We start from the raw sequence: 25,586 nt of genomic DNA on the forward strand, positions 1-25,586 counted from the left end.
CCCTGGATTCCGGGCCCGCGCGTTTCACGCGCGTCCCGGAATGACATTTCATCAAATCCCGCTTCGCGTAAACGAACGGGTTTGGAGTCTCTGTAAGAAGGAAGCGGCGGCCGCGCAATGGGCTTAGCGTGCGCTTATTCGAGCGCAATATTTCCTTTTTTCACAGTGTCGGACCAAAGCGCGGCTTCGGCCTTCAAACCGGCGGCAAACTGCTCCGGCGTCTCCTTCGGAATGGCGAGACCCAGCGCCTTGTAGCGCTCGATGACATTGGGCTCGCGCAAGGCGTCCTGCACAGCCTCTCGTAGTTTCTTGATGATGGCATCCGGCGTTCCGGCCGGCGCCGCCAGCCCCCACCAGTTGGCGCCGGTAAATCCGGGAAGCCCGCTTTCGATCAACGTCGGCACATCCGGAATTTCCGGCAGGCGCTCCTGCGTCGCGACCGCCAGCGCATTGAACTTGCCCTCTTTCAGGTGGCCGATGCCGGCTGCGAGTCCGACGGTGAACAATTGAATGTCATTCTGCAGCAAAGCCATCACGCCCTGCGGCGAACCGCGATAGGGAATGTGCTGCATGTCGAGCCCGCGCGCCTGCTTCACGCGTTCGAGCAGCAGATGATTGACCGTTCCGGGCGCGGGCGAACCGAAATTGACCTTGCCCGGATTGGCTTTCACATACTCCATGAATGCGCTGAAAGTCTTCGCCGGGATCGTCGTATTGGAGAACAGCACCAGCGGCACGTCGGCCAGTTTTGCAATCGGCGCCAGCGCCGTCAGCGGATCGATCGGCATCTTCATCGTGAACTGGTTGATGACGAAATTGTTCGTCGCCGTGATCACCAGCGTATAGCCGTCGGGTGCGGATTTCGCGACTTCGACGACGCCGATATTGCCCGCCGCGCCGGGCTTGGCCTCGATGATCAGTTTCTGCCCGAGCTTCTCTTCCATCTTCGGCGCGAGAAGCCGGATGACGGCTTCGGAGACGCCACCCGCGGTGTAGGTCATCACCACGCGGATCGGACGATCGGGATAGTCCTGCGCCATGCCGGGCAAGGCGGACAGGAACAACAGGCCGGCAGCGATCGCTGCGCGGAAGACGCCGTGACAACGCATAACCCCTCTCCTGATTTTTTATCAGTTCATCTGCAACGGCACTCCAAAGCAGCGATCCCTCTGAGTTTTCTTCATGCCCGGCGGCGATCAGAATTTCGGAAACAATTGCTGGTCGGCGAGCCAGCGCGACATCTGCAGCCGCTGCTTGCGCGAGCCGGACAGGAACGACGAATGCTCCTTTTTGTTCGGCCAGACATGGTCGGGCGTCACCGCCATGCGCACCAGGATTTCGTCCTTCGTCACATTGAACACCATGAGATCCTGCGCGAGCGACAGCGGCCCCTGCCAGCCTTGGCGCACGTCGCGTTCCATCTCGCCCGCGGTGTCGAAATCGTTGAAGAAGTGATAGATCACGGCATGCCGCGGCTGCGTCCGCGCAAACACATGGCCGACTTCCGAAGGCGCGGTATGCGCGATGGTGCCGATGCCTTTGGCCATGCGCTCGTCGTATCCCGATCGCTCCATCAGTTGCGACACAGTGTTGAAGGCTTCATGCACCATCAGGTCGGCGCCCTTGGCATTGTCGACGAAGAACTGGCTCGGCGTGGTATCGCCCGAGAAGACAAAACAGAGCCCATTCCACTCAAGACGAAAACTCACCGGCCCGTCATAGATGTGAATCGCCGGAAAGCTTTTGATGACGACGCCGTTCCTGTCGTAGATCACCTGGGTCCTGGCGAAATCGAATTCATGCACCTCGACCTCGGCGCCGGCATCGGGAAGTAGACCAAGCCGCGTATCGGTATCCCACGCGAACGATTCCACCTGCTTCTGCACGAAATGCTTCATGCCGTATTTCGGCTCCGGACCTGACGGCCCGTACATGACGAGCGGCTTCGAGCGACCGCCGGCCCAACTTCCGATCCACACCTGCGCGAAGTCGCCGACATGGTCAGCATGCAGATGCGTCGCAAAATACGCGGTGACATCCTGGTGCGGGATTTCAAGCGCGGTGAAATTCACCTGCGAGCCTGAGCCGAAATCCCAGACGAACTTGTCGCCATTGCCGAGCTCGATCAGCCACGAGCAATTGGCCTGCGCACGCCGCACGAATGGCCGTCCGGTGCCGAGCGCAGTAATACGCATCTCGTCCGGCGCCAGCTCCTCGGTGTTCGGAAAGTAATAGTCGCGCTTCGTGCTCATGGATACGCCTTCACGCCTCAACATTGTTCGTCTGGCCGACCGTGTCCCGCGCCTGCGATTTCGGCCCCGGCCCGCGCATGTAATGGCGCTCGGGGCGATACGTGTCCCGCGCGCGGGCGCGTTGAAGGATCTTTCGCAGCAACGTTCTCAGCATCTCGACCAGCATCGCTCATCCATCGTTGCCGGTTCGGCCGGCACTATTCCGTTTCGAGATCGGTGATATCGGACATCATGCGCGTATTCGCCTTGATGCGGCGGAGCACGCGCATGAGCGTTTCAAACTCTTCGGGCGAGACGCCCTTCAGCACATTGCGGTAATGGCGCTGCACCAGCGGCAGGCTGGCTTCGAATGTCTTGCGGCCTTTCGCCGACAGCTTGATCGAAAGCGCCCGCCGGTCGTCCGGCAAGGGTTCACGCTCGACAAGGCCATCCTTGGCCATCTCATCGAGCAGACGGCCAAGACTTGAGCGGTCGAGCACGGAAAGCTGGGCGATTTCGCCGATGGTCTGCCCGTCCTTCTGATGCAAGGCCGCCAGCGCGCGCCACATCGGCACCGACAGGCCGAATTCGCGCAAGGACCGCGCCAGATTGAGCTGGTTCTGCCGCTGGATCGCGGCGAAGTAATGCATCGGATAGTCGGTGATGCGATAGGGCGGCGTGCCCGCATCGGCGGACGCAGCGCGAGGCCCTTCCGACCCTCCGCTGCCACGACGCTCTTTCTTCCGCTCGGTCGCCTTCGTCATGCAATATATAATATAAGTATTATATATCGCATGCAACGCCAATCTGTTGATCTAACCTTGCCTCTTCGCACTTGAATTCGGGGGGCTGGGCTTGCGCGGATTCGGCGTTGCCGCAGCGATCTGCGGCTTCTTGACATGCAATGATTTCATTGCATATTGGGCGTCACTAACAATGAACGACGATGACCTCGATCGCATCTTCAAGGCGCTCGGCGACCCGACCCGTCGCAATATTATCGATCGCCTGAAGACGCGTCCGAAGCAGTCGCTGTTCGAAATCTGCGCCCTTTCGGTTGCGGAGGGCGGGACGGCACTCTCACGTCAGGCGATCACTCAGCACCTCGACCTGCTGGAGAAAGCCGGGCTTGTCCGTGTCGAATGGTCGGGCCGGACCAAGCTTCATTCTTTCGATCCCGGTCCGCTGCGGAAGGCCGTGAGTCTTTGGCTCCGCAAGCATCTTTGAAGGGAGATAACGATGAGGATCTGGGTGACCAGCGTCCTGGTGGACGACCAGTCGAAAGCCCTGGACTTCTACACGCGTGTGCTGGGCTTCAAGGTAAAGAACGATGTGCCGATGGGAGACCATCGCTGGCTGACCGTTGTGTCGCCGGGCAATCCCGAAGGGACCGAGTTGCTTCTCGAACCGAGCGAACATCCCGCTGCAAAGCCGTTCAAAACCGCGCTCGTCGAGGACGGAATCCCGATCACGTCATTTCAAGTCGATGACATCGACGCCGAATATCAGAGGCTTCTGTCACTCGGGGTCTCCTTCACCCGGGAGCCCATCGATGCCGGCCCCGTCAGAATGGCCGTGCTTGACGATACCTGCGGAAACCTGATCCAGCTCGTCCAGATGAAGGCAGCCGCCTAGCGGGCGCAGCACGCCACGGCCCGCCTTGACAAATTCCTATAGGACTATATACCTTCCATGTCTCGCTCAGGTGAGGGGCGCCGTCCGGAGGCGTTCTGAATGGCGGAGCGGGATGCAGCGCCTGCGGGCGGGCTTCGCAAGCCAGCACTCGGGCGGCACCGGGGCTCCGCCCGAGGCCACTAAGAGCCTCTGCCAGGAGCTGGCTGACACGGATGGAGTGTGCGCGGGAGACGGTTTGAGCCCGCGACAAAACATCCGGCGTAAAGCGCGGCCCGGTGGCCGCATAATCGCTGCCGACGATGCGCCGGGAGGCGGCTGCACGGTGAAAGCCGCGCAGCATCACAAGGACTGACCTGCGCTTGCCGGCGCATCGTCGTCCCTCACTTTCATAAAGCCGCGCGCATTCGCGCCGCGGCGACGATGACGCGTGGCTGTTTGAAAGTTGAATCGGAGAGTGACGACGTCGCTCCCTCTTTACCCTCCCCTGGAGGGAGAGGGTCGGCGAGTGTCGAACGTCAGTGAGATACGAGCCGGGGTGGGGTGAATTTCGAAAGCAAGTCACCCCACCCCGCTGCTCGCTTCGCTCACAGCGACCCTCCCCCTCCAGGGGAGGGTGAAAGACCACCACTCCGGCGCATCATCGCACCGAGCATTGTACTCTCCGCAAGGATTTGAAAGAAAAGGGACAAACAGGACATCGCTTTCCATGACCGAGCCGGGCCGATCCCTGAGCGAAAGCGTGACAGCGGTCACGCAATCTCCGTCCTGGCTCGTTCGGGGGGCACTTGGCGTTGCGTTGGTCGTCCTGTTCGTTGCGCTGGAATGGCTGAGCTCGCTGCATGAATTCATGAGCGTGCCGATCACGCCCTGGAATCCCGGCCTTGGCGTTGTCTTCGCCTTCATGCTGCTGTCGGGACCGGTTTACTGCCTGGCCCTGTTCATCGGCGTCATCATCGCTGAAACGCTGGTTGTCGGCACGACACTGCAATGGCCGCTCATCATCGCCATCGCCGCGATCATTGCGCTGGTCTACGGCGTTGCCGCCGCGGTGACGCGCCTTGTCCTGCAACTGGATGCCGGCCTGTATCACCTGCGCGATCTGTTCGTTCTTCTCGCTGTGGCGGTTACGGCCGCACTTCTCACATCGGCGCTGGTGGCCTTGCTGCTTCTGATCGATGACCGGATCGCACTCGACAATATCCTTACGGCGTCCACACCGCTGCTGGTCGGCGATATCATCGGCATCGCGGTGATCACGCCACTCATCTTGCGCCTCGTCATGCTGTCACAGGGGCGCGCGTCGCTATCCGGCTATTCACGTCCATTCGCGGTGGAGGTCATTCTGTTCGTCGGCTTCGTCTGCGGTGCGCTCTGGGTCATTCTCGGCGGCGAGGGCGGCAGCGGTCTCAAATACTTCTATCTGCTGTTCGTGCCCGTTGTGCTGGCCGCGGTGCGCGACGGATTCGACGGCGCCTGTGTCGCGCTGGCGGTGACGCAATTCGCGCTGGTCGGGCTGATGCATTATTTCGGCTATGACGCACAGACCTTCACGGAGATGCAGACCCTGATGCTGGTGCTGACCGGCACTGGCCTTGTCGTTGGCGCGGTCGTCAGCGAACGGCAGAACGCGGCGCATCGGATGCAGATTGCGGAGCAGCGACTGCGCGAGAAGGAGGCTGAAGCCGATCAGGCGGCCAGGTTCAGTCTGGTCAGCGGCATGGCGGCCGCGCTCGCACATGAACTCAATCAGCCGATGACGGCGGCCCGCGCTCTGGCCCGCTCGGTGCAACATCTGCTTGAAGGAAATGCGCCCGATCTGCCGCGCGCCAACAGCAACATTACCAACGTGATTGCGCAGATCGATCACGCCAGCGGCGTCATGCGGCGGATGCGCGACTTTCTGCGACGCGGCCGACCGCATGTCTCGACATTCGACGTATCGGAAATGCTGCACGACACAGTGGCGCTGGCACGGCCGGATGCAAATGCCCGCGGCATCGATCTCATCATTCTGCCGGGCGAAAAACTGCCGTTGGCGCATGGCGATCGCATCCAGCTGCAGCAGGTCGTGCTGAACCTAGTCAAGAACGCGATGGAGGCGCTGACCGAAGCCAAGCGCAAGGACGGGCAGATCCAGCTCGCTGCCAGCGAGGCGTCAGCACCCAGCCGGATCGAGATATCCGTCAGCGACAACGGTCCAGGCGTCACGCCGGAGCTCGCCAAGAGCTTGTTCGAACCGTTGACAACCTCCAAGCACGAGGGACTTGGACTTGGCCTCTCCATCAGCCAGACCATCGTGGAATCGCATGGCGGCCGGATCTGGCTGCAGTCGGGCGAGCCAGGGCAGACCGAATTCCGATTTTCGTTACCGCTTGAAGTTGCGCACGACCCTCAATAACGGGCATTAGGCACGAGAGAAAAAATGGCGACGAACGCCCCAACCATATTCGTGATCGACGACCAAGCCTCCGTCCGGCATGCGATCGGCGAGATGCTGAATGTCTTCGGCTTTGTGGTCGAGACTTTCGATTCAGCCGAGACCTTTCTGAAAGACATCACCGCCGGACGTCCGGGTTGCGTCGTCGCCGACGTTCGCATGCCCGGAATGGACGGCATCGCGCTGGTCAGCGAACTGGCCCGCCGCAACCTCAGCCTGCCCGTCGTTTTGATCTCCGGCCATGCCGACGTCCCCATGGCGGTCGCCGGCATCAAGGCCGGGGCCGAGGATTTCATCGAAAAACCTCTGGATGACGCCAAGCTGGTCGCGGCCATCAACCGGGCCCTGTCCCGCGTTTTTGCCGAGCAAGACGCGCGCCTCACCCACGACGATCTGGCCGAACGCTTCGCCCGGCTGACCCCACGGCAGGCCGAAATCTTCGATCTCGTCGCCGGCGGTTTCACCAGCCAGGCCATTGCCGGAAAGCTGGATCTCAGCACCCGTACGGTCGAAAGCTATCGGGCACAGATCATGGAAAAGATGCAGGCGGAGAGCGTCGCCGTGCTCGTCCGCCAAGCGATCCGCCTGAAGCGGATTTCCGTCTGAACCAGCGATCTTCCCGCCTACCACTGTATTTCTACGCCCCAAGAGATGCGAATGCCCGAGCGCGTAGTCACCGCTTAGGGTCCGCGTCATCGGAAGCCGCTGCGCATGTCGCGCAGGCACTTGCCGATGGAGCGGCCGATGTCCCGCGGGATGTCAAATCGGAATGCGGAGCTGGGAACACGGTCGTCGATCGACGTGCCGCTGGTTGCCGCGCTTGCCGCCATGCCGCTGGTTCTGGTCGTCGCCCATGTTCCTTCGGATCTCTTGCTGCCGGCCATTGCCGCTTTGGCTTTCGCCATCGCCGCGCTGACGGCTGCAATCGGCTGGACCATGCGCACCGATCGCAACACCGGCAATGTCACGGTTTGGGATTTCGCCGGCGCCTGCACATTCATCGGCGTTGCCGCCGGGATGTTCAGTGAGCCGCTTCAAGTTGCACAGTTTTTCGGAGCCGTCACCGCGGTCCCGTAACACAGGAGCAAATCAGCCAGGCCGGGCCCCTCTGGCAATCCAATTGGATTGCGATGTCGGACTGGAATTCCGCAAGGAATGGGCTTGTTTGGCTGCCCCATATCGAAAGTGCCTTTGCTGGATTTTTAAATCCGCAGCGGTGCTTCCGGTTATCAGCAAGTCATCGGGACCCATTCCTCAACATCAGAGAGGAGTCCGGTCTTGTTTGACATGATCACACCACAAGTGCTCGCCGCGTTCTTCCAGGTCATCATGATCGACCTGGTGCTGGCCGGCGACAACGCCATCGTTATCGGCCTCGCCGCCGCCGGCCTTCCGGCCAGTCAGCGCACCAAAGCCATTCTCATCGGCATCGCCGCTGCGACCGTCCTGCGCATCATTTTCGCAGTGATGACCACCCAGCTTCTGCAAATCGTCGGTCTGTTGCTTGCGGGCGGCATCCTGCTTCTTTGGGTCTGCTGGAAGATGTGGCGTGAATTGCGCACTACGCATGAAGAGGAGGTCGAGGCTGCCGAAGCATTGTCGGAAGAAGACATCAATGCAGACGGCACGATCGGGTCGAAAGCGCCGCGCAAGACCTTCGCACAGGCCGCCTGGCAGATCGTCATCGCCGACGTATCGATGTCGCTCGACAACGTGCTCGCGGTTGCCGGCGCCGCCCGCGATCATCCTTATGTGTTGATCTTCGGTCTCGTGCTGTCGATTGCATTGATGGGCTTGGCCGCGAGCTTCATCGCCAACCTGCTGCAGAAGCATCGCTGGATCGCATATGTCGGACTTGCGGTCATCCTCTACGTCGCAGGCGACATGATCTATCGTGGCTTCATCGAAGTGCTGCCGGTCGCGACAGCGTACATGAACGGCTAGCGGACGTTCACAAGACGGACGACAGGGCATCAGCCCTGTCGTCTGGTTTCATAAGTGAAGTTTTGTCGTGCGATTGAGGTGGCATACGAGCTATGCTGCCCACCAGCGCAGTTGCGCGCATGGCATGCGAAATGCCAATAACCCTGCCTTCGGTATTCTGAAATTCGGACCTGAGGGTAATGGCGGACAAGAAAGTTCTTATCGTTGGTGCGGGCCTTGGCGGGCTTGCGGCTGCATCCTGCCTGATGAAGGCTGGCTATGACGTCGAGGTGTATGAGCAAGCCCCCGCTTTGGCGGAAGTGGGCGCCGGCATCCAGATGAGCGCCAATCCCATGCACGTCCTCCGTTATCTCGGTCTGGAGGAAGAAGCGCTGAAATTGGGTGTCAAACCCGGCGGTTATGTCTTCCGGCTGCACGATACGGGCGAGATCATCCAGCAATTTTCGCTGTCGGACGAGCACGAACGGCAGCACGGCGCACCATATTTGCAACTCCATCGCGCCGATCTGCACGACATGCTGGCGAGGGCCGCGCGTCAGCTCAAGCCAGACGTCATTCATCTGAACCGTCGCGTGACCAAATTCACCGAGGACGACGGTGGCGTCACCTTGCATTTCACAGACGGATCGACGGCCCGCGGCGACATTCTTGTCGGCGCCGACGGATTGAAATCGGTCGTCGCCCGGCAGATCGTTGGCGAAATTCCCGCGACTTATACCGGTGACGCCGCCTGGCGCGTCACCATTCCGGTCGAGCGGTTGCCAAAGCCGTTTCTCGATCAAGTGATGTCGGTCTTCATGGGACCGGGCGGCCACGTCGTCTGTTATTATCTGCGTGGCGGCGCCATCCTGAACTTCGTCGGCATCATCGAGACCGACGATGTCTCGGAAGAATCCTGGACCGTGAAATTTCCCTGGGAGCAGCTCAAGGCAGATTATGCCGGATGGCATCCGGACATCCAGACGATCATTGACGCGGCCGACCACGACCAATGCTATCGCTGGTCGTTGCATAACCGTCCGCCCGTCCGCAACTGGAGCACGAAACGCGCAACGCTGCTGGGCGATTCTGCACACGCCACATTGCCCTATCTGGCGCAAGGCGCAGCGATGGCGATCGAAGACGGCGCTGTGCTGGCGCGCGCACTCAAACAGGCGCCCAGCATTGCAGAAGCGCTCGACCTCTATCAGCGCAACCGCGTCGATCGCACCGCACGGATTGTCGAAATCTCGACACAGAACCGGCGGCTCTTTCACCTGCCCTCGCAAGAGGCGATCCGCGCCGAGTTCTCGAAGCGTAATGAAGGCGAGAGCCGCAATGCGTGGCTTTACTCTTACAACCCGCTGACCGTCGAATTGAAATAGCCGGCAGCGCCGGCATCCCGCGATACGCTTCACGGCTTTGAATGGCAAAAACCCGGCCTCTTGCGAGACCGGGCTTTGCAACACCGGGAAACGGGAGACCGAGGTCTTAGTATCCGTAACCGTAGTATTTGTAGGACTTGTAGTAGCCGTACGGCTTGTATGAGTAGTAGTAGGGCTTGTAGTACGAGCGGTAGCCGTAGTTATAGCCATAGCTGTTGCCGTAACCGTAATAGTGGGCCGACGCAGCGGTCGGAGCCATTGCAGCGGTTACGAGGGCGGCACCGGCAGCCAGTCCAAGAATGGTCTTGCGGAACATCGTTCTCTCCTGTGTTTCCAGATGTGACCCTCACATCTTGAACATCAGTCGTGTCCCGCGCGGACCTGGTTCAAAGCCGGTTCACCCGCCCTGCGATCACAGGGCCGTGAAAGCCACCGCCCAAGGCGGCGTGTCCACCTCCGGCCGGCCAGGCCACCGATCGTTAGAGCGTTTTCAAGCGAAGTGGGTATCGGTTCGCATGAAGAAAACGCGTCAAAACAAAAAGCTAGAATCCCGGCTTTGATTTCATCAAAGCCGGGAAAACTCTAGACTGTGCGTCGCCCGGTCAGGGCGTGGTACAGCCAGAGCACCACGACCGAGCCGATGACGGCGACGATCAGGCTATAGATATTGAAGCCGGTGACGCCGGAGGCGCCAAACAGGCTGAAGAGAAAACCACCGGCGATCGCGCCGACGATGCCGAGAACGATATCGAGCAACATACCCTGGCCGCTGCTGTTCACGATCTTACTGCCAAGGAAGCCGGCGACCAGACCAAGCAGGATCCATCCTAAAATCGACATGACGCGTACTCCTTACAATGTGTACCGGGGGGCTTATCGCTGCGGCTGGGTCAGAGCAGCGGCGACTTCCTGAAGCGTCGGAAGGCGGCCATTCGCCGTCAGCTTGTCGACGAGACCCGGCAGGTTTTGCGCCAGTTGCGACAGCAATTCCTGTTCGCTGACACCTGCCTGTTGCGCCGCATTGCTAACCGTTTTCTGACCGAGCGCTGAACCAAGCTGGCCGGGATCGATCGGCTTGTTCTGGCCGGAGCCGACCCACGAATCGACTTTGTCGCCATGCCCTGACGCTTGAAGTTGATTCAGGAGGCCACCCAGACCACCCAGCAATCCACCATCCGGCGTACCGGCAGCGCTGTTCGCTTCCGGTGTCGCCGACGGCTGTAAGGGCGCAGCATTGCTGCCGCTGAACATCTTATGCACCAGCAGTGTTCCAAGCGCGATCATCAACGGTTTGGCGATATTGCCACCCGGCGTCGAATTATTCACCGCATCAAGCAGTCCCATCATAACTCTCCGATTGCACTTACAGATGAAAACAGGCGGGCTCCTGTCGGCGTCCGCCTGGTATCGAGCAATTGCGCCAATGCTTTCGGCTCAATCACGATCTCACCGACCGCCCAGCCGCTTGTTGCATTCGCTGTAATAGCCGCCGCCCTTCTGAATCCATTTAAGACCAGCGTTGCCGCCACTCGCCTTGTTGGCCCTGTACTGATCGAGGCAGGTATGCATGCGGGCTTTGCCGACGGATTCGCTGGCGTATTTCGGAGAAACGCCCATTGGGAATTGCGCATCGCCGGCCCGAGCAAACGAGTTGGGGGCGTAGTCACGGGGTGCTGGCCTGGCGGCCCATGGTGATGGTGATGGTTGCGCCGAAGGTTGCGCCGCCCACGGTGATGGTTGCGCCGCCGGAGGTTGTGCCGCCCACAGTGACGGCGTTGGCGCTGCTGCGGGAGCCGGGGCGGTCATAGCGGCGGATGCACCGTCGCCGCATTGCGCCCTGCGAAAATCATTCCACTTCATGCCGCCGAGCGTACCCGCCGACCGGGCTGCCTTATATTTCAGGCTGCATTCGTGCATGGTCAGGGCATCAGCCGGCAGCGTAAACGTCAGCACCGCAAACGTGGTCGCGGCGGTGAGAATTCCAGACAACCGAATTGACATCGTCTCCTCCTAATCGCAGAACGCCGTGAGCCAGCGATCGATCACTAATCAATACAGTGATCGTATTCATCTGCCTCGCGCGAAATTACGCTCGCCCGAAACAAACCGTCGAAACGGTTCACACCGCATAAAAAAAGCATTGCTCATTTGACGATTGGTCGAGGCTTCGTCGCGCACGCGTTCCTTGCTCATTCGAACGCGAAGGATTTGCAGAAACCACTTGGAGCAGAACAGACAAAGACCACCGTTTCCGGTGGCCTTTGCCCTGCCGCGGATTGCAGCCAGCATCCGCAATGCTTCCACGCCTGGCTTTGCTCTTAGTAAGCAGAGGCCGAGCGACGATAGCGGTTGCCGTAGCTACGGCCTTCGTTGATGTAGACGGTCTTTCCCGTGTTGATCGTGCGCGCGGGAAGCATCTGGGTTTCACGCAGATTCACGGTCTTGGAGGTCACAACCGGACGATCGTGAATGCGCGTGACAACGTTGGTGTGGATCACCGGCTGGACGCGGGTAACATTCACGATGCGATGGATGTTCTTCACGTAACGAGTACGGGTGAGATCCCGGTAGCGGGTCACGTTATTCACGCGCTGCACGGTGTTGTAGCGATAGCTCGTGGTCACCCTCGGAGCCGGGATATGACCACCCATGTTGACGGTCTTTCCCGTCATCGTGGATTTGGCCGGAAGCATCGCAGTCCGATTCGCACGCTGTGTTTCATTCAAAACAGCGGTACGGTTATGGATGCGTGTCACCGTGTTCACCCGATTGATCGGCTGAATACGGGTGACATTCACGACGCGATGAACGTTCGTCACATGACGCGGGCGACTGACATCACGATAGCGCGTGACGTTCTGGACTCTCCGCACCGTATTGTAGTTGTACGATGTGCTGACCTTCGTGCTGCTGATCGGCCGCTTACAATTGTCGCCAACGCAGCGCGCCTGAGCGGGGGCCGACGCCGTGAGCACTGCTGCGCCAATCACAGCAGCAGCCGTAAAGGCGCAAAGCCCTTTCAGATTCGCCATATCCATCTCCATCTTTCTTTCTGCGAAAGCCCTTTCGGGCATTTTTGAGATCCGTCCAGATCCCGGGTGGAAGTACTCGCGAGTGCAGAAATCGAACTGCGAGGAGACGCATTTAAGAGGGCAGGTGTAACCGCCCGATTTGCGAAAAAGCGAGATTTAAAGGCCCAATTTCGCTATTCTCTGGTCGAATTAACCGAAAGAATCGAAAGACCATTGCGCCCCATTAGCGCCTTTGTTTCGTAGCATTGTAATCAAATTAGCCATCCATTTTTGTGGCTCACCCAAAACTTCAATAATCATAAGGTTCATGTGATGCGTAAGCCGTTTCAGGCCGCTGCGATGCTTCTTATTGCTATCGGCATGTCCCAGCCGACTTTCGCAGCCCCACAAGCCAAACAATCCGGATGTCAGAACCAGGCGCTGGGCAATCTCGAACGTCTGTCGCCGGAGGGTTACGCGATCTACAAGGCGATGAGCGACAAGAAACAGTTTCTCGTGTGGCTCACCTGCGACGACATTCAGCTTGGCCTGGCAACCAGCGTACACGAATCCGTCCACGTCCTGACGCAAGAGCAGGACAGCTTCCCGCTGATCAACGGCGAGAAAATCCGCCGGCCGCATCAAGTCTCGAAGTTCTTTGCGCCGAAGCAGGTGGCGAAGAATTTTGGCGCGCGCGATTCATACGTGCAGACTTATCTGCGGCCGGGCAGCGCAACGTCGGCAGAGGACTTCCTCTATATGCTTGATGAGCTGAATGCCTACAGCCACGACCTGAACTCGGCGGCGAAGCTTGTCTCACTGCAGCGGCGCGACCGCCAGATCGATCATCGCGATGGGCTGACAGCGATCATGGCCTTTGTCGTGAGCTACACCGACACCGCAAAGAAAAGTCAGCCGGCCACGTGGCAGGGCTTGCAGGCGGCCGAGCCGAAGCAGGTGATCCAGACATTGTGGGCCCAGGCGGAAACGGCTCTCAATTCGTCCTGCGATATTCCGGCATTCGGTCGGAAGGACAAGGATTACATCGCCTTCATCAGCAATTCGAAAAACAACACGGCGATTTCGGAGCTGATCGGCCGTTCGCCGAAGATATCGGACGAATGCCTGTCGCCGAGCGTGACATCATCGACGAAAAAGTCGTCCTGACAAACGCGAAGCCGGCGGTTAACCCGCCGGCTTCCTGGATCACGGTGTGATCGATTCTAATAGTTGAGCATGATGTCGACCGAAACCCGCTTCGCACTTTTCGGCATCATGCTTTTGCGTTAGCGGGCCTGAACAAACCAGCCGAACGGAAAGAAGAATTGCGGTGCCTGCGGCACCTGCGCTTGACGGACGACCCTTTGGCGAACCCTGCGGCCGGCATCAGCCATGTAAGGCTGCCGCTTTCTCGTAACCGTGGCAGCTCGGGTAGTGGTACGCCTGACATTGGTCGTACGCCGTGGCGCTACAGCCGGCTTCGCCTCTGTCTCTTCCGAAAGACGGAATGTCCGAAGCGACTGGCGCCTCTGTGATGAACGCACGGATCTGGATGATGGCGATGCGTACTGGGGGGCAACGGGTTGTGCCGGCATCGTTGATGTTTGGGTCTCGACAAGCTTTGACGGCGCAACGTCGGGGGGCGGCGCCGGCGTAGCATTCGGGACCTGCTCAGACTCCATATCCTCATCAACATCCGCGTCGCGCGCGGCAACACCATCCGTCGCGTTGACCTTTGGTGCGGCGCGAACGATAGCGGTCGTACTGCCGATGGGGCCGCTCGTTTCGGGAGCCGGGGGCCGGGGTGTGGATCCGATCATGCGCGGACCAATTTTGTTCTCGGCCCTCGCCTCGCTCCTGGCCTCGTCTTTCACGAGGCAGCGCTGGTCGATATAGGGCCATGTGCCCTCACTGCATGACATCTTCTTGTCCCACGACGGATCGACGATCCGGACGCCGGCAAGCGCATCGCTCTCTTCCGCTATGCCGGCCGGCGCGCCTTGCGCTGGCGGAACGGCGGGAGCTGCAGCAAGCGTTGCAGGCTTCTCTGCCTTCTGCGCCGTTGCGTCTGATTCTGGCGCATCTGCAAGGATGACGATGGTGGTCAGGGATATGCCGAGCAAAATGGCCGTCATGACCAATCCTGCGGACTGCCGATGACGGCGAAGCACACCCGCAGTCCGCGATGCCGCTCGCCCAACGCTTGAAAGGGAAACCCGCCAACGCCTCCGCGCAGCCGGGATTCTGCGATTGTATTCCACCGGGACCGGCAGCGAGGCGCGAAGCGCCACGATCTGCGGCGTGAGAGCTGCAGGCCTGACGGGCTTTGGCGGCGTGGCTGGGAAAGGCGAACCAACGGGAACAGCAAGCTTGATCGGCGTGGTCTGACCGGAGACGATCGGATCGGTGGGGACGATCATGTTGGCAGAAGCCTCAACTTTCGTTTTTCGCTTTCGCGGCCGTCTTGATCTTTTTTTGTTTTCGAATGGGAGGGCGAGCTGATCCGTCCAGTCGTCGCCACTCGTTTGCGCAAGGATTGAAGGAGCGGAAGGACCATCTGTTGCCGGACAGTCTTTCCGGGATTTGCGAACACGCCTTTTCTTCGGCGGCACAGGCGGTGGGGAATCATTCATGGTTCGCTCATTGCGCAGGAGCTATTCAGGTACGGCGCTATTGAAGCGACACGGCAGCCTTTATGATTTTGCCAGCGTGTCGAGTTTGGCTCGCAAGGCATCGATCGTCGGCTTCGTCAATTCGGCGGTCTGCGGTGAAGCCAGCACGCGATCGAACAACTGATTGAGCATCGGCATCGAACGCGTCACCACCGACGCCACACCCCTGCGGGCATTCGGCGGCAGCGACGAAATCGCATTGCTGATGTTGTCGAATTGCGTCGAGACCTGCTGGAGCTTCGGCAGCGCCGCCCGCGCCGAGAGCGGATCGGATATTCCCTGCAGGGCGGATCTGGTGGCGCTGACCGACGATGTCAGCTCCGCCGCAAGATCGGTCAGTTTCTGGTCGGAAACACCGACACCTGTCGTTTCGCTTAAGCGCGACGTCGGTGACAATGGCCGTTCGGCAACGCTGAAGCTCTCATCGTGGTTGAAAAGATACCAGCCGAGACCCGCCAGCACCGCCAGCGCCGCAATGACCCAGGGCCAATGGCTCGCCGATACGCTTTTCGCGCTGGCCTGCGCCAGTTGACCCGCACTCGCGGCGGCTTGTCCCGGCATGTCGGATATCCGATTGGCCGCGGCAGCGCTGCTGCGCCAGCTATCGCCCAAACCATTGAGCAGGCCGGTGCTGCCAAGCAGACTGGCAAAGCCCGCCGGCATCGCCGACATGATCTGGCTCGAATGCGAGGTCAGAAGATTGGCGAGACCGCTGGCGTTGAGGCCCTGACTGCGCTGCTGCTGCCCGACGACACCAGCCGTCAGCGGCGCCAGCATGCCGAGCAGCGACTTGGTCGTGCTGGGATCGATCCCGGCAAAACGACCGACAGCGCCGGCCAGCATGTTCACCGTTTCGCCGCCGAGCAGAGACGACAACAGGTTGTTGCCGGTCTCAGCGACAGCGCCCGGACGGCCTTCGTTGATGGCGCTTTTGGCCTGATCGAGCGTCGTCGATTGCTGTACCATCATGTCCGACAATTTCTGCTGGTTCTGCGGCTTCGCTGCAGCGCTTGCAAGTCCCGCAAGAATGGCAGGAACACCCACTCCAACGGCTTTCTGGGTTTGGTCGCGATCAAGACCGAGCGCGCCGCCCATCTTCGATACCAAGCTTGGAGTGATGAACTGCATGATGAGCGAAACGAGATTCACAGCCATGGTCTTCCTGATCTCCCTTGGCGCATCGCGAATGAGACGCTTTGAGGCATCACAGTATTCCGACGCCGCGCGGAGCGGATATGACCAATCCCGTCTTTCGACCACGTGAATCGAATTGAGCAGCTAAGTCAGAGATTTGAATCAGATAAAAATCAACGATAGCGATTAAACGCGCGAGATATCATGACAACACGAGCTATCGCTCGAGGCTCACCGCCGCCTGCCCGGCGCGAGGGCCGCCATCACGACAATGAGCAGATCCTCGAAAAACCAGGAATGATGGGCTTGGATCGCGCTGGACCCTTTATCCACTCTTCGGCGGCTCTGGCGTTTGCGCGACCGCGGCCTCCGCTGCGTTATCCAATGTGCGTCGCTGCAGCAGCACGTGCGACGGACGCCGGTTCCCGCTGCCAGCAGCTGCACCGGTCACGGTCATTTGTAGAATTTTGTAAATGCCGCTCTCCGATATCCTATATCGGAGCGATGACGAGATCGTCGGCCGCTGCGATCACAACAGGCCAAAGACATTCGTTCCATGGGCGAGGATCGGAGCACAAACCGACAAGACAAACTCGCTCAGGCACGCATCGCTTCGAAGGCGGTGAAATCCGGATCCTCGTTGTGCTCGCCGAGCGTCGGTGGCGGTCGCATGTCCACACACCGGGAACCGTCGAAGTAAAGCGGGCTGTTGATTCCGTTGACAGCCCCTTCGACCGGATGAGACAATTCGTAGAATGTCTGAAGGTGCTTCACCTGTGAGTCCTGCATCACCTCCGATATTGTTTGAACCGGTGCGAATGGCACATCCGCGCGCTGCAGCCTCTCCTCCCAGCATACGCGATCTTTGCGGACAAAAGCGGCCGCAAGCTCGTGCTGCAGATCCAGATAGTTTCGAACACGTGCGTCGCGCTTGCTGAACCGTTCGTCCTCGGCAAGCTCCGGCCGCTCGATCACCTCCGTCAGTTTTTTCCAGAACTTGTCGGGCGACGACAGATGAATGGCCAGCAAGGCGCCATCCTTGCAACGAAAGGCATAGGACTGCGAGCTGGCAACACGCGTCAGCGGCCCGCTTTCGATACCGAGACGGGTAAAATTGCTGAAGGTGTCCGGTATGAAGGATATCGCCGCCTCCAGCATATTGACTTCAACGCGACGGCCTTTGCCGGTCCGCTCACGTTCGTAGAGCGCGCCGAGAATGCCGTAGGCTGCATACATTCCGGTCACGTTATCCGATATCGTCGGCCCGCTCGCCTGTGGCGCTCCGGGATCGACCATGATGCTGGCGAGACCCGATAAGGCACCGGCGACGGCATCGTAAGCGGGCCGGTCGGCGTAGGGTCCGTCCGCGCCAAAGCCTGTGATCGAGCACCAGACCAGCCTTGGAAAACTTCGCCGCATCTCGGCGGCATCGAAACCGAGCCGGTCCATGACGCCTTGCCGAAAGTTTTCAAGCAGCACATCGGCGCCGGACAAAAGCCGGCGCAACGTGGCCTTGCCGTCATCTGTCCGAAGGTCGAGCGTGATACTGCGCTTGTTGCGATTGAACGCGACGAAGTGCGGACTGTAGAGCCCGCCCCGGAAACTGCGAAACGGGTCGCCGCCATCAGGACGCTCGACCTTGACGACGTCAGCGCCGAGATCGGCGAGCATCATGCCGGCGAGCGGCGCAGTGATCATCGTGCCAAGCTCGATGACACGAATGCCTTGCAATATCTTGGTCACAGCGCCCTCCGGGACTTATTTGGCGGATCCGTTCGTCAGCGAAACGATCTTTCTGAACTTCGAAAGATTGTTCTCGAGGAAATCGGCGAATTGCTTTTGTGTGCCCCCGGTGATCTCTGCGCCTGTCGGATCGATCTTGGACCGCACGTCCGGTAATTGCAGCGCCTTGTTGACCTCCTGGTTCAGTTTCGAAACGATGGCCGGCGGCGTGCCCTTGGGAGCCGCAAGACCATAGAACGTTGTGAAATCGTATTCCGGATAGCCCTGCTCGGCTATGGTCGGAATATCAGGCGCGCTTTTCAAGCGTGTCGTTGACGTGACGGCGATCGCGCGAAGCTTGCCGGACTTTATGAATTCGTCGGCAACGGCAACGCCAAGGAACATGCCCTTGATCTGCCCTGCGATGACATCCTGCAACGCTGGATTCACACCGCGATAGGGCACGACCAGCGCATCCATTTTGCTGATCGCCTTGAGCCACAGAAACCCGATCTCATGAGGACTGCCCGGTCCAAGCGAGCCGAACGTGAACCAGCCCGGATGCGCTTTGGCATAGGCGACGAGCTCCGGCAGTGTTTTCATCGGCACCTGCTCGGCATTGACGATCAGAACAAGCGGGACATTGGCCAGATGAATGACCGGCACCAGATCCGTCTCCGCCTTGTAGGGCAGCGCCATACCGGACGCGGCGTTGATCGCGAGCGAGTCGAACACCATGCCGACGGTGTATCCGTCAGGCTGCGCCTGTGCCAGCGCCGCCGTTCCCGTCACCGTCGATGCGCCGGGCTTGTTTTCCACCACGATCGGCTGACCGAGCGACTTCTCGAGATAAACCCCGAGCGTTCGCGCCATCAGGTCTGTTCCGCCGCCCGCCGGATAAGGCACGATCCAGCGAATGGGTTGTGATGGCCATGACTGTGCGACCGCCAGCGCGGTTGAACTGAGCACAAGCAAAATGGCTAAAGCCGCCGAACGTATTCGCATGACTTCCTCCCGATGTTATCTTTTCTCTCCGCCTCATTGCGGGCGTCTCTCCGCCTCATTGCGGGCGGTTATCGAAAACTTCTTTCTCCGCGCGTTCCCAGATTTCCCGCGCCAGCGGATTGCGCATTTCCTCGGCAAGGTGGCCGACCAGTCCGACCGCGCGGGAAATGACGGCGATGCCGCGACAGATGCGCCACGGAAATCCCAGTTCGCACAGGATGGCGCCGATGGCTCCTGTCGCATTGATGGGGAGCGGGCGGTTGAGTCGCGTTTCCGCTTCCGCGCAGATCGCTTCAAGGAGCGCGATGTAGCGGCCGCGGAAGCCGTTCTGCTCGGCGATGGAAAACAGCACTGGCGTGCGCGGATCGATCGGTTTGTGAAGCGGGTGGCCGATGCCTGGAATCGGTTGCTTGCGTCCGACATGCTCGTCGACGATACGCCGTGCGATGGCCGGAAGATCCGCGTCCGGCGCCGCATCGCGCAGCCCATCCTGCAGCACCTTGGCGATCTGCTCCGAGCCGCCGGCAAACACACTTCCGACGCCACACAATCCGGCGGCGACGGCCGCCTGCAACGCTTCGGGCGACGCGAGGTAAACCAGCCGCGAGGTCATCGCCTGCGGCGTCATGCCGTGTTCGACCAGTGTGACCAGCAGCGCGTTGAACACACGCGCCTCCTTGTCCGACGGCATGCGCCCCTGGATCTCCAGAAAGGCCATCGCGCCGAGATCGATCTTACCGAGAAGATCGTTGGTGAAATCGCGCTCCTGCACTGTGATGGTGTCGGCGGTGCTCCATCCCATGCGCGATTGCAGCGCTTTGCCTTTCTTCACGATGCCATTCCTCTCAGCAAGAGTTTTGCGAGCGCCGTTCGGAGGACTTCCGTCGGCCCCTCCGTGATCATGAAGCTGCGCTGATCGCGCCAGAATTTTTCGATCGGTAATTCCGTGGTCAGGCCGATGCCGCCGTGCAGTTGCAGACAGCGATCGGCGACGCGAAACCCCATCTCGTCTCCGTAGGTCTTGACCATGAAGGTCTCAGCGCGCGCATCCAGGCCGGCATCGAGCTTCTCGGCCGCATCCCGGACCATCAGTTTCGTGGCATGCAACTCCGTGAAACAGTCGGCCAGAATCCACTGAACGCCCTGGCGCTCGGCGAGCGGTTCGCCAAACGTACGGCGCTGCTTGGCATAGTCGATGGTCAATTCAAGACAGCGCTCGGCGACACCGCAGGCGCGCGCGCCATGGCGGATACGGCCTTCGTTGAGCCATTTCTGCGCGAAGGCGAAGCCCTCACCTTCGGCGCCGACCCGGTTCTCTTCCGCAACCTCCACCTCTTCGAAGGAAATCTCGCAGGGACGATCGCCCATCATCGTCTGGTGCTGCGCCGATATCTTCAGCCCCGGAGTCTCCATGTCGACGAGGAAACAGGAGATACCGCTCCTTGCACCCTTGCCGGGATCGGTGACCGCAAGCACCTGCGCAAAATCCGCCTTCTCCGCATGGGTGATGAAGCGCTTGACGCCATTGAGCACATAATGCGCGCCTTTGCGCACGGCGCGCGTCCGCATCGATGCAGGATCGGAACCCGCATCCGGTTCGGTCTGCGCGAAGCAGGCGATTTTTTCGCCGGCCAGCACCGGGTCGAGATAGCGTCGCCTCTGCTCGCCCTGCAGCGACAACAGGATCGGACCAACGAACGGACCGAACAGCGAGTGATCGCGTGCGGGCACAGCAATCGTGCGCGATATCTCGTGCCAGAACACGACCATGCCGGACAACCGCAAGCCCTGGCCGCCGAATTCCTCCGGCACATCGAGAAGCCAGAAGCCGGCATCTTGCGCCTTCTTCTGGATCGCGCGGCGATCCGCCTCCTCCATCGTTTTTCGTTCGAATGGAAGCAGCTCCCGTTCGACGAAACGGCGCAGGTTGCGCCGAAACTCGTCGAGTTCGGATTGTGATGGAACGGCAACGCTCTCAGCGTTCAATGCAGACGTCAGCAAGCCAAACCTCCCCCAGCGGGAACGTTGCGAAGCGGCGTTACCGCTTCTTGCTGCCATGCGCTTCCAGTCCCGGACGATATTCGCCTTTCAGGAAGTCGCCAATGCCTTCGGTCCGCCAGGCATCGCCTTGACGCAGCACAAGCTCCATCTCCTTGGCCGATGAATAGCTCATCGCCGCTTCCCACGACATTTCGAGCGAGAAGCGATATCCTTCCTTGGTCGCCTTCAGCGCCCATGGATCTTTCTGTGCGAGCTCTCGCGCAACCGTCATCGTCTCGTTGAGCAGCTCCGCCGCGGGCACCGACTTGTTGATGAAGCCGATCTCGGCTGCGATCTGCCCGCCAAACGGGCGGCCCAGCATGCCGTACCAAAGCGCGTCGCGCGGCCGCAGCAGATTGGCCAATGACTTGCTGACGCTGCCGCCGGGAAACAGTTTGAAATTGATTTCCGACAGGCCGAATGTCGCCTCATCGGCGGCGATCGCAAGATCGCAACCTTCGACCAGCGAGAACGCTCCACCGAAACAGAAGCCGTTGATCATGGCGATCGTCGGCTTGGGATAATAGCGCAAGGTCCGCGTGCGCCACTCCGTCGCGATGCGCCAGATCCGATCATATTCCTGCGGATGCGGCTTGAGGTCGGTGAAGAACTCCTTGAGATCCATTCCGGCGCAGAAGGCCGAGCCGGCGCCGGTAATGACCAGCACGCGCGCTGCATCGTCGTAGCGCAGATCGTCGAGAAGACGCACCATCTCCTCGTGCAATTGCGGGCTCATCGCGTTTTTCTTTTCCGGACGGTTGAGCGTAATGGTCGCGATGCCGTCCTTCTTGTCCAGGAGCAGCGTCTTATAAGTCATCCTTTTCCTCCGCTGAGCGGCGCCGGCTCGGTTTCAAACTGCCGCGCATTTTTACTTAGGTTCCTAACTATTATTAGACCTCCCCGCCGCCATTGTCGAGAGCAAAGACGAAGCTCGCGCGCGGCGAATTTTTTGCGATCGGCCCGATTGGTGATAATCCTGCGCCGCCTCAGGATTTCATTGATGAAAAAAACCAAGCCGCTTGCGCCGACCGCCGACGATTCGCCTGTCGACCCCGATTCCGTTTTTGCCTCGAGCACCGGCTACCAGATCCGCAAGACACAACGTATGCAGGAGCGCTTCCTGCAGGAGCTGATCGCACCGCACGATATTCAGGTCGGCATGTGGTACTTCCTGCGCGTTCTCTGGTTCGAGGACGAGATCACCCAACGCGAATTGAGCCGCCGGGTCGGCGCGTCGGAACCGACGACGCTCGAACAGCTCAAGAAAATGCAGCAACGCGGCCTAATCAACCGTCTGAAAAGCAAGACCGATCGGCGGGAACTGCGTGTCGTTCTGACTCCGGAAGGACGCGCTTTGAAAAACGTGCTTTTGAAATACGTCGTCACAGAATCCAATCGCGTTCCGCTGCGCGGCTTCTCGAAAGCGGAGATCGATCGCTTTCATGACTATCTGCATCGCTTTCGGGAGAATATCCGCGCGGCCCGGTTGGCTTCGGCGCCCAATACATCCAAGACGACTTCGCCCAAGGCGCCTCCAACGAAGGCGCCTCGGAAGGTCAAAACGACCTGACACCGCCTCAAGCAACCTGTCTGTTTTGCGCGGACCAATAGGGCGCTCGCAATGCTTTCTTGTCGATCTTACCATTGAACAGACGCGGCAGCACCTCGACGAATTCCACCGTGCGCGGTTTCTTGTAGCTGGCAATGCGCGAGCGGCAATGGGCGATCAATGCTTCCGCGAGCGGTTTCGCGCCCGGCCGCACCACGACGAATGCCTTGACCGATTCTCCCCACTCGTCATCCGGAACGCCGATCACCGCGGCCTCCGCGACATCGGGATGCGATCGCAGCGCCTCTTCCACCTCCCAGGAATAGATGTTCTCTCCTCCTGAAATGATCATGTCCTTCTTGCGATCGACAATGAAGATGAAACGATCCTCGTCGGCATAACCGAGATCGCCCGTATGCATCCATCCGCCGCGCAGGGTCGGAACGGTGGCGGTGTGGTTATTCCAGTAGCCCGTCATCAAGCCGGGGCTGCGCACCAGAATTTCACCGATCTCGCCCGACTGAGCGTCGTTTCCGTCGGCCGTAACGATGCGCACGGTGCAGCCAAGAAACGGCTGGCCGGCTGAACTCAGGCGCCGGACCACCCTCTCGTCGCCATCCAGGATATGCTGCGCCGGCGTCAGCAGGCTGACCACAATGCACTCGGTCAGGCCGTAGATCTGCGTCAGAATAGGGCCGAACGCAGCGATCGCTCGCCGCAGGACAGGCGCCGGCATCGGTGCCGAAGCATAATGAATGCAGCGCAGCCGGTCGCGCCGATAGTTTTGCAAGTCGGGCGATTCCAGCAGCCGTTGCACCATGATCGGCGCAAGATGTGCCGCTGTGACGTTATGCATCTCGAAGGATCGCAAGATCTCGCTCGCATCGAATGCGGAATGCAGCACCGTCGTCGCGCCGAGAATATTAAAGCCCAGCATTTCGATGCGGCCGCCTATATGAAACAGCGGCATGACGATCAGCATGACATCGCTGGTCATCGCTCCGCCATCGTGCGAGATCGATCGCGCCGATTCCGCGATCGCGCGATGGCTCAGCATCACCCCTTTGGGCCGCCCGGTCGTCCCGCTGGTGTAAATCAGATAGGCAATGTCCTCGTCATCGATCGCGACGGGAGGCGGCTCGCTTGATGAACCAGCCAGAACCTCCTCATAAGCCCGCGCGCCGTGCATCGTCGTTTGAATGCCGATGACGGTTTCTATTCCGGCCGCGGCTTTCAGCAACTCTCCGGCAAGCTCGGCATATTGCTGATGGAAGATCAACGCCTTCGGCTCGCAATCCCGGCAAATCTCGATCAGTTCCTTCGCCGAGAGCCGATAATTGATATTCACAACAATCAGTCCGGCGCTCTCGCACGCCGCAAAGGCTTCAAGATATTCGGGGCAATTCGGCGCCAAAATCGCGACGCGGTCCTGATGCTTGAGCCCGCTTGCAAGCAGCGCGTTCCCCAGCCGGCATGCGCGGCTCGTGTAATCACGAAATGTCAGCCCGCGCCCTGCAAAGACAATGGCGTCCTTATCGGGATAGAGCTGCGCATTCCTGAAGATGATATCGCGGAGATTCATTCTGTCGGCTCTCAAATCCTAGTGCACCAGCGCGCAACCGCTGTCCTTCAAGGGCAGGAACGACTCTTCGCCGGAGGTCTTGGAGACGAGTTCATAGTAATCCCACGGCGATTTGGATTTGTCGGGCGATTTGACCCGGAACACGTATTGATCGTGAATCTTGCGGCCATTGGGTCGGATGTAGCCTTGACCGAACAAAGGATCGTCGGTCTTGAGCTCTTTCATTTTGGCGACGACCTGCCGGCCGTCATCGGGCTTGCCGAGCGCCTTCACCGCCTTGAGATAATGCAGCACGCCGGCATAGACGCCCGCCTGCATCATCGTCGGCTTGCGCTGATTGTTGCGATCGCCCCATTTCTTCGACCACGCACGCGTGCCGTCGTTCAGATCCCAATAAAACGTCTCGGTGACGAACAAGCCCTGCGTCGTTTCGAGGCCCAGCGCGTGGATATCGGTGATCATCGTCGACAGGCCGACAATGCCCAGCCCCGCTTTATGCAACTGGAATTCTCGTGCCTGCTTGATGGCGTTGGCCGTGTCGGCGCCGCCATTGGCGAGCGCGACCATCTTTGCGCCGGAGGACTGGGCCTGCAGAAGGAACGAGGAAAAATCGGAGGAGTTGATGGGATGGCGCACGGAGCCGAGCACCTTGCCGCCCTGCTTCAACACCACGGCCGTCGTTTCGTCGCGCAGATTATAGCCAAAGGTGTAATCAGCGGTGATGAAGAACCATGTCGGATAACCCGCCTTCACCAGCGCTGAGCCGATCGCATAGGACTGCGACCATGTGTCGTAGGTCCAGTGAATCGTATTGGGTGAACAGGCTTTGCCCGTCAGCGCCGTTGAGCCGCCCGCCGATACGACGATTGCCTTGTTCTTCTCACGCGCAATCTCGTTGACCGCCAGCGCGACAGCGGAATTGCCGAGATCGACGATCACGTCGACCTTCTCCAGGTCGAACCATCGTCGCGCAATATTGGAGCCGACATCCGGCTTGTTCTGGTGATCCGCCGAGATCACTTCGATCGGCATATCGCCGATCTTGTTGCCGAACTCTTCCGCCGCCATGCGCGCCGCCAGCACAGAACCGGCGCCGGTGCTATCGGCGAACACGCTGGACTGGTCATTCAACACACCGATCCTGATGACGCCATCGCTGCCAAAAGCCGCGATCGGAAAAAGCGACAGGTACACGGCGAAAAAGGCCAGCAGCCCTTTCTTCTCCATGGCAACTCTCCCTGGGCATGGCTTTCGTAGCCA

27 protein-coding genes are annotated in these 25,586 nt (G+C 59.9%); 9 read left to right on the forward strand and 18 right to left on the reverse strand.

Annotation, left to right across the window (positions count from 1 at the left end; all coding sequences use genetic code 11):
• Positions 1–134: 134 nt before the first annotated feature.
• The 4 genes from CAK95_RS07055 to CAK95_RS07065 all read right to left on the reverse strand — a co-directional run bounded on the left by CAK95_RS07055 (position 135) and on the right by CAK95_RS07065 (position 2,995).
• Positions 135–1,109 (reverse strand): Bug family tripartite tricarboxylate transporter substrate binding protein, encoded by a 975-nt coding sequence (locus CAK95_RS07055; protein ID WP_086087270.1) that lies wholly within the window; start codon positions 1,107–1,109, stop codon positions 135–137.
• Positions 1,110–1,196: 87 nt separating this feature from the next.
• Entirely contained in the window at positions 1,197–2,252 is a 1,056-nt protein-coding gene (gene gntH, locus CAK95_RS07060) for a guanitoxin biosynthesis MBL fold metallo-hydrolase GntH (protein WP_157699563.1), read from the reverse strand.
• A gap of 10 nt (positions 2,253–2,262) precedes the next feature.
• Entirely contained in the window at positions 2,263–2,418 is a 156-nt protein-coding gene (locus CAK95_RS29580; RefSeq protein ID WP_183044296.1) for a hypothetical protein, read from the reverse strand.
• A 31-nt stretch (positions 2,419–2,449) separates the two neighbouring features.
• Positions 2,450–2,995 (reverse strand): MarR family winged helix-turn-helix transcriptional regulator, encoded by a 546-nt coding sequence (locus CAK95_RS07065; protein ID WP_086087272.1) that lies wholly within the window; start codon positions 2,993–2,995, stop codon positions 2,450–2,452.
• A gap of 172 nt (positions 2,996–3,167) precedes the next feature.
• Between CAK95_RS07065 and CAK95_RS07070 the strand changes: the two genes are divergently transcribed.
• The 7 genes from CAK95_RS07070 to CAK95_RS07105 all read left to right on the forward strand — a co-directional run bounded on the left by CAK95_RS07070 (position 3,168) and on the right by CAK95_RS07105 (position 9,611).
• Positions 3,168–3,458, forward strand: a complete 291-nt coding sequence (locus CAK95_RS07070; RefSeq protein WP_086091256.1) for an ArsR/SmtB family transcription factor — start codon at positions 3,168–3,170, stop codon at positions 3,456–3,458.
• Positions 3,459–3,470: 12 nt separating this feature from the next.
• A complete protein-coding gene (locus tag CAK95_RS07075; RefSeq protein WP_086087273.1) occupies positions 3,471–3,866 on the forward strand; it encodes a VOC family protein in 396 nt (131 codons plus the stop codon).
• 706 nt (positions 3,867–4,572) lie between these two features.
• Entirely contained in the window at positions 4,573–6,264 is a 1,692-nt protein-coding gene (locus CAK95_RS07085) for an ATP-binding protein (RefSeq protein ID WP_086087275.1), read from the forward strand.
• Positions 6,265–6,288: 24 nt separating this feature from the next.
• Positions 6,289–6,909: a response regulator transcription factor gene (locus CAK95_RS07090; protein WP_086087276.1), complete on the forward strand. Its 621-nt coding sequence runs from the start codon at positions 6,289–6,291 to the stop codon at positions 6,907–6,909.
• 138 nt (positions 6,910–7,047) lie between these two features.
• A complete protein-coding gene (locus tag CAK95_RS07095) occupies positions 7,048–7,380 on the forward strand; it encodes a hypothetical protein (RefSeq protein ID WP_147413683.1) in 333 nt (110 codons plus the stop codon).
• Positions 7,381–7,590: 210 nt separating this feature from the next.
• The gene (locus CAK95_RS07100) at positions 7,591–8,247 is read left to right on the forward strand and encodes a TerC family protein (protein WP_425349699.1); all 657 of its coding nucleotides are present in this window, start codon (positions 7,591–7,593) and stop codon (positions 8,245–8,247) included.
• A 179-nt stretch (positions 8,248–8,426) separates the two neighbouring features.
• Positions 8,427–9,611, forward strand: coding sequence for an FAD-dependent monooxygenase (locus CAK95_RS07105; protein ID WP_086087279.1), 1,185 nt, complete (start codon positions 8,427–8,429; stop codon positions 9,609–9,611).
• A 106-nt stretch (positions 9,612–9,717) separates the two neighbouring features.
• Here the strand turns inward: CAK95_RS07105 and CAK95_RS29585 are convergent, their stop codons facing one another.
• From CAK95_RS29585 to CAK95_RS07130, 5 genes are all read right to left on the reverse strand, one after another.
• Positions 9,718–9,870, reverse strand: coding sequence for a hypothetical protein (locus CAK95_RS29585; protein ID WP_183044295.1), 153 nt, complete (start codon positions 9,868–9,870; stop codon positions 9,718–9,720).
• Between the two features lie 323 nt (positions 9,871–10,193).
• Positions 10,194–10,451 carry a GlsB/YeaQ/YmgE family stress response membrane protein gene (locus CAK95_RS07115; RefSeq protein ID WP_086087281.1) on the reverse strand — a complete coding sequence of 86 codons (258 nt, stop codon included), beginning with the start codon at positions 10,449–10,451 and terminating at the stop codon, positions 10,194–10,196.
• Between the two features lie 33 nt (positions 10,452–10,484).
• Positions 10,485–10,955, reverse strand: coding sequence for a YidB family protein (locus CAK95_RS07120; RefSeq protein WP_086087282.1), 471 nt, complete (start codon positions 10,953–10,955; stop codon positions 10,485–10,487).
• A gap of 102 nt (positions 10,956–11,057) precedes the next feature.
• On the reverse strand, positions 11,058–11,612 hold the full coding sequence (locus tag CAK95_RS07125; RefSeq protein ID WP_086087283.1) for a hypothetical protein: 555 nt from the start codon (positions 11,610–11,612) through the stop codon (positions 11,058–11,060).
• Between the two features lie 317 nt (positions 11,613–11,929).
• Entirely contained in the window at positions 11,930–12,685 is a 756-nt protein-coding gene (locus CAK95_RS07130) for a hypothetical protein (protein WP_210190732.1), read from the reverse strand.
• 270 nt (positions 12,686–12,955) lie between these two features.
• Between CAK95_RS07130 and CAK95_RS07135 the strand changes: the two genes are divergently transcribed.
• A complete protein-coding gene (locus tag CAK95_RS07135) occupies positions 12,956–13,789 on the forward strand; it encodes a hypothetical protein (RefSeq protein ID WP_086087285.1) in 834 nt (277 codons plus the stop codon).
• Positions 13,790–13,908: 119 nt separating this feature from the next.
• Here CAK95_RS07135 and CAK95_RS07140 read toward each other — a convergent pair whose 3' ends face one another.
• The 7 genes from CAK95_RS07140 to CAK95_RS07170 form a co-directional block, all read right to left on the reverse strand.
• Positions 13,909–14,757 carry a hypothetical protein gene (locus CAK95_RS07140; RefSeq protein WP_147413682.1) on the reverse strand — a complete coding sequence of 283 codons (849 nt, stop codon included), beginning with the start codon at positions 14,755–14,757 and terminating at the stop codon, positions 13,909–13,911.
• Positions 14,758–15,315: 558 nt separating this feature from the next.
• Positions 15,316–16,449, reverse strand: coding sequence for a DUF937 domain-containing protein (locus CAK95_RS07145; protein WP_086087287.1), 1,134 nt, complete (start codon positions 16,447–16,449; stop codon positions 15,316–15,318).
• 576 nt (positions 16,450–17,025) lie between these two features.
• Positions 17,026–18,171, reverse strand: a complete 1,146-nt coding sequence (locus CAK95_RS07150) for a CaiB/BaiF CoA transferase family protein (protein WP_086087288.1) — start codon at positions 18,169–18,171, stop codon at positions 17,026–17,028.
• 15 nt (positions 18,172–18,186) lie between these two features.
• Entirely contained in the window at positions 18,187–19,155 is a 969-nt protein-coding gene (locus CAK95_RS07155; protein WP_086087289.1) for a Bug family tripartite tricarboxylate transporter substrate binding protein, read from the reverse strand.
• Positions 19,156–19,210: 55 nt separating this feature from the next.
• Entirely contained in the window at positions 19,211–19,987 is a 777-nt protein-coding gene (locus CAK95_RS07160; protein WP_198343814.1) for a citryl-CoA lyase, read from the reverse strand.
• Entirely contained in the window at positions 19,984–21,156 is a 1,173-nt protein-coding gene (locus tag CAK95_RS07165) for an acyl-CoA dehydrogenase family protein (RefSeq protein ID WP_198343815.1), read from the reverse strand. The genes CAK95_RS07160 and CAK95_RS07165 overlap by 4 nt, the downstream gene beginning before the upstream one ends.
• Before the next feature lie 37 nt (positions 21,157–21,193).
• A complete protein-coding gene (locus CAK95_RS07170) occupies positions 21,194–22,012 on the reverse strand; it encodes a p-hydroxycinnamoyl CoA hydratase/lyase (protein ID WP_086087292.1) in 819 nt (272 codons plus the stop codon).
• A 183-nt stretch (positions 22,013–22,195) separates the two neighbouring features.
• Between CAK95_RS07170 and CAK95_RS07175 the strand changes: the two genes are divergently transcribed.
• The gene (locus CAK95_RS07175; protein ID WP_086087293.1) at positions 22,196–22,765 is read left to right on the forward strand and encodes a MarR family winged helix-turn-helix transcriptional regulator; all 570 of its coding nucleotides are present in this window, start codon (positions 22,196–22,198) and stop codon (positions 22,763–22,765) included.
• Between the two features lie 7 nt (positions 22,766–22,772).
• On the opposite strand, the gene CAK95_RS07180 is transcribed toward CAK95_RS07175, so the two are convergent.
• Both CAK95_RS07180 and CAK95_RS07185 read right to left on the reverse strand, forming a co-directional pair.
• Positions 22,773–24,326, reverse strand: a complete 1,554-nt coding sequence (locus tag CAK95_RS07180) for a class I adenylate-forming enzyme family protein (RefSeq protein ID WP_086087294.1) — start codon at positions 24,324–24,326, stop codon at positions 22,773–22,775.
• Positions 24,327–24,344: 18 nt separating this feature from the next.
• Complete coding sequence (locus CAK95_RS07185; protein WP_086087295.1) at positions 24,345–25,553, reverse strand: ABC transporter substrate-binding protein; 1,209 nt, start codon at positions 25,551–25,553, stop codon at positions 24,345–24,347.
• Positions 25,554–25,586 lie beyond the last annotated feature (33 nt).

This window comes from Pseudorhodoplanes sinuspersici, assembly GCF_002119765.1.
Classification (GTDB): Bacteria; Pseudomonadota; Alphaproteobacteria; order Rhizobiales; family Xanthobacteraceae; genus Pseudorhodoplanes; species Pseudorhodoplanes sinuspersici.

Coding starts and splice junctions, on each gene's coding strand:
- CAK95_RS07055 (WP_086087270.1), bottom strand. CDS start 1,109: ATGCGTTGTCACGGCGTCTTCCGCGCAGCGATCGCTGCCGGCCTGTTG.
- gntH (WP_157699563.1), bottom strand. CDS start 2,252: ATGAGCACGAAGCGCGACTATTACTTTCCGAACACCGAGGAGCTGGCG.
- CAK95_RS29580 (WP_183044296.1), bottom strand. CDS start 2,418: ATGCTGGTCGAGATGCTGAGAACGTTGCTGCGAAAGATCCTTCAACGC.
- CAK95_RS07065 (WP_086087272.1), bottom strand. CDS start 2,995: ATGACGAAGGCGACCGAGCGGAAGAAAGAGCGTCGTGGCAGCGGAGGG.
- CAK95_RS07070 (WP_086091256.1), top strand. CDS start 3,168: ATGAACGACGATGACCTCGATCGCATCTTCAAGGCGCTCGGCGACCCG.
- CAK95_RS07075 (WP_086087273.1), top strand. CDS start 3,471: ATGAGGATCTGGGTGACCAGCGTCCTGGTGGACGACCAGTCGAAAGCC.
- CAK95_RS07085 (WP_086087275.1), top strand. CDS start 4,573: ATGACCGAGCCGGGCCGATCCCTGAGCGAAAGCGTGACAGCGGTCACG.
- CAK95_RS07090 (WP_086087276.1), top strand. CDS start 6,289: ATGGCGACGAACGCCCCAACCATATTCGTGATCGACGACCAAGCCTCC.
- CAK95_RS07095 (WP_147413683.1), top strand. CDS start 7,048: ATGTCCCGCGGGATGTCAAATCGGAATGCGGAGCTGGGAACACGGTCG.
- CAK95_RS07100 (WP_425349699.1), top strand. CDS start 7,591: ATGATCACACCACAAGTGCTCGCCGCGTTCTTCCAGGTCATCATGATC.
- CAK95_RS07105 (WP_086087279.1), top strand. CDS start 8,427: ATGGCGGACAAGAAAGTTCTTATCGTTGGTGCGGGCCTTGGCGGGCTT.
- CAK95_RS29585 (WP_183044295.1), bottom strand. CDS start 9,870: ATGGCTCCGACCGCTGCGTCGGCCCACTATTACGGTTACGGCAACAGC.
- CAK95_RS07115 (WP_086087281.1), bottom strand. CDS start 10,451: ATGTCGATTTTAGGATGGATCCTGCTTGGTCTGGTCGCCGGCTTCCTT.
- CAK95_RS07120 (WP_086087282.1), bottom strand. CDS start 10,955: ATGGGACTGCTTGATGCGGTGAATAATTCGACGCCGGGTGGCAATATC.
- CAK95_RS07125 (WP_086087283.1), bottom strand. CDS start 11,612: ATGTCAATTCGGTTGTCTGGAATTCTCACCGCCGCGACCACGTTTGCG.
- CAK95_RS07130 (WP_210190732.1), bottom strand. CDS start 12,685: ATGCCCGAAAGGGCTTTCGCAGAAAGAAAGATGGAGATGGATATGGCG.
- CAK95_RS07135 (WP_086087285.1), top strand. CDS start 12,956: ATGCGTAAGCCGTTTCAGGCCGCTGCGATGCTTCTTATTGCTATCGGC.
- CAK95_RS07140 (WP_147413682.1), bottom strand. CDS start 14,757: ATGACGGCCATTTTGCTCGGCATATCCCTGACCACCATCGTCATCCTT.
- CAK95_RS07145 (WP_086087287.1), bottom strand. CDS start 16,449: ATGGCTGTGAATCTCGTTTCGCTCATCATGCAGTTCATCACTCCAAGC.
- CAK95_RS07155 (WP_086087289.1), bottom strand. CDS start 19,155: ATGCGAATACGTTCGGCGGCTTTAGCCATTTTGCTTGTGCTCAGTTCA.
- CAK95_RS07170 (WP_086087292.1), bottom strand. CDS start 22,012: ATGACTTATAAGACGCTGCTCCTGGACAAGAAGGACGGCATCGCGACC.
- CAK95_RS07175 (WP_086087293.1), top strand. CDS start 22,196: ATGAAAAAAACCAAGCCGCTTGCGCCGACCGCCGACGATTCGCCTGTC.
- CAK95_RS07180 (WP_086087294.1), bottom strand. CDS start 24,326: ATGAATCTCCGCGATATCATCTTCAGGAATGCGCAGCTCTATCCCGAT.
- CAK95_RS07185 (WP_086087295.1), bottom strand. CDS start 25,553: ATGGAGAAGAAAGGGCTGCTGGCCTTTTTCGCCGTGTACCTGTCGCTT.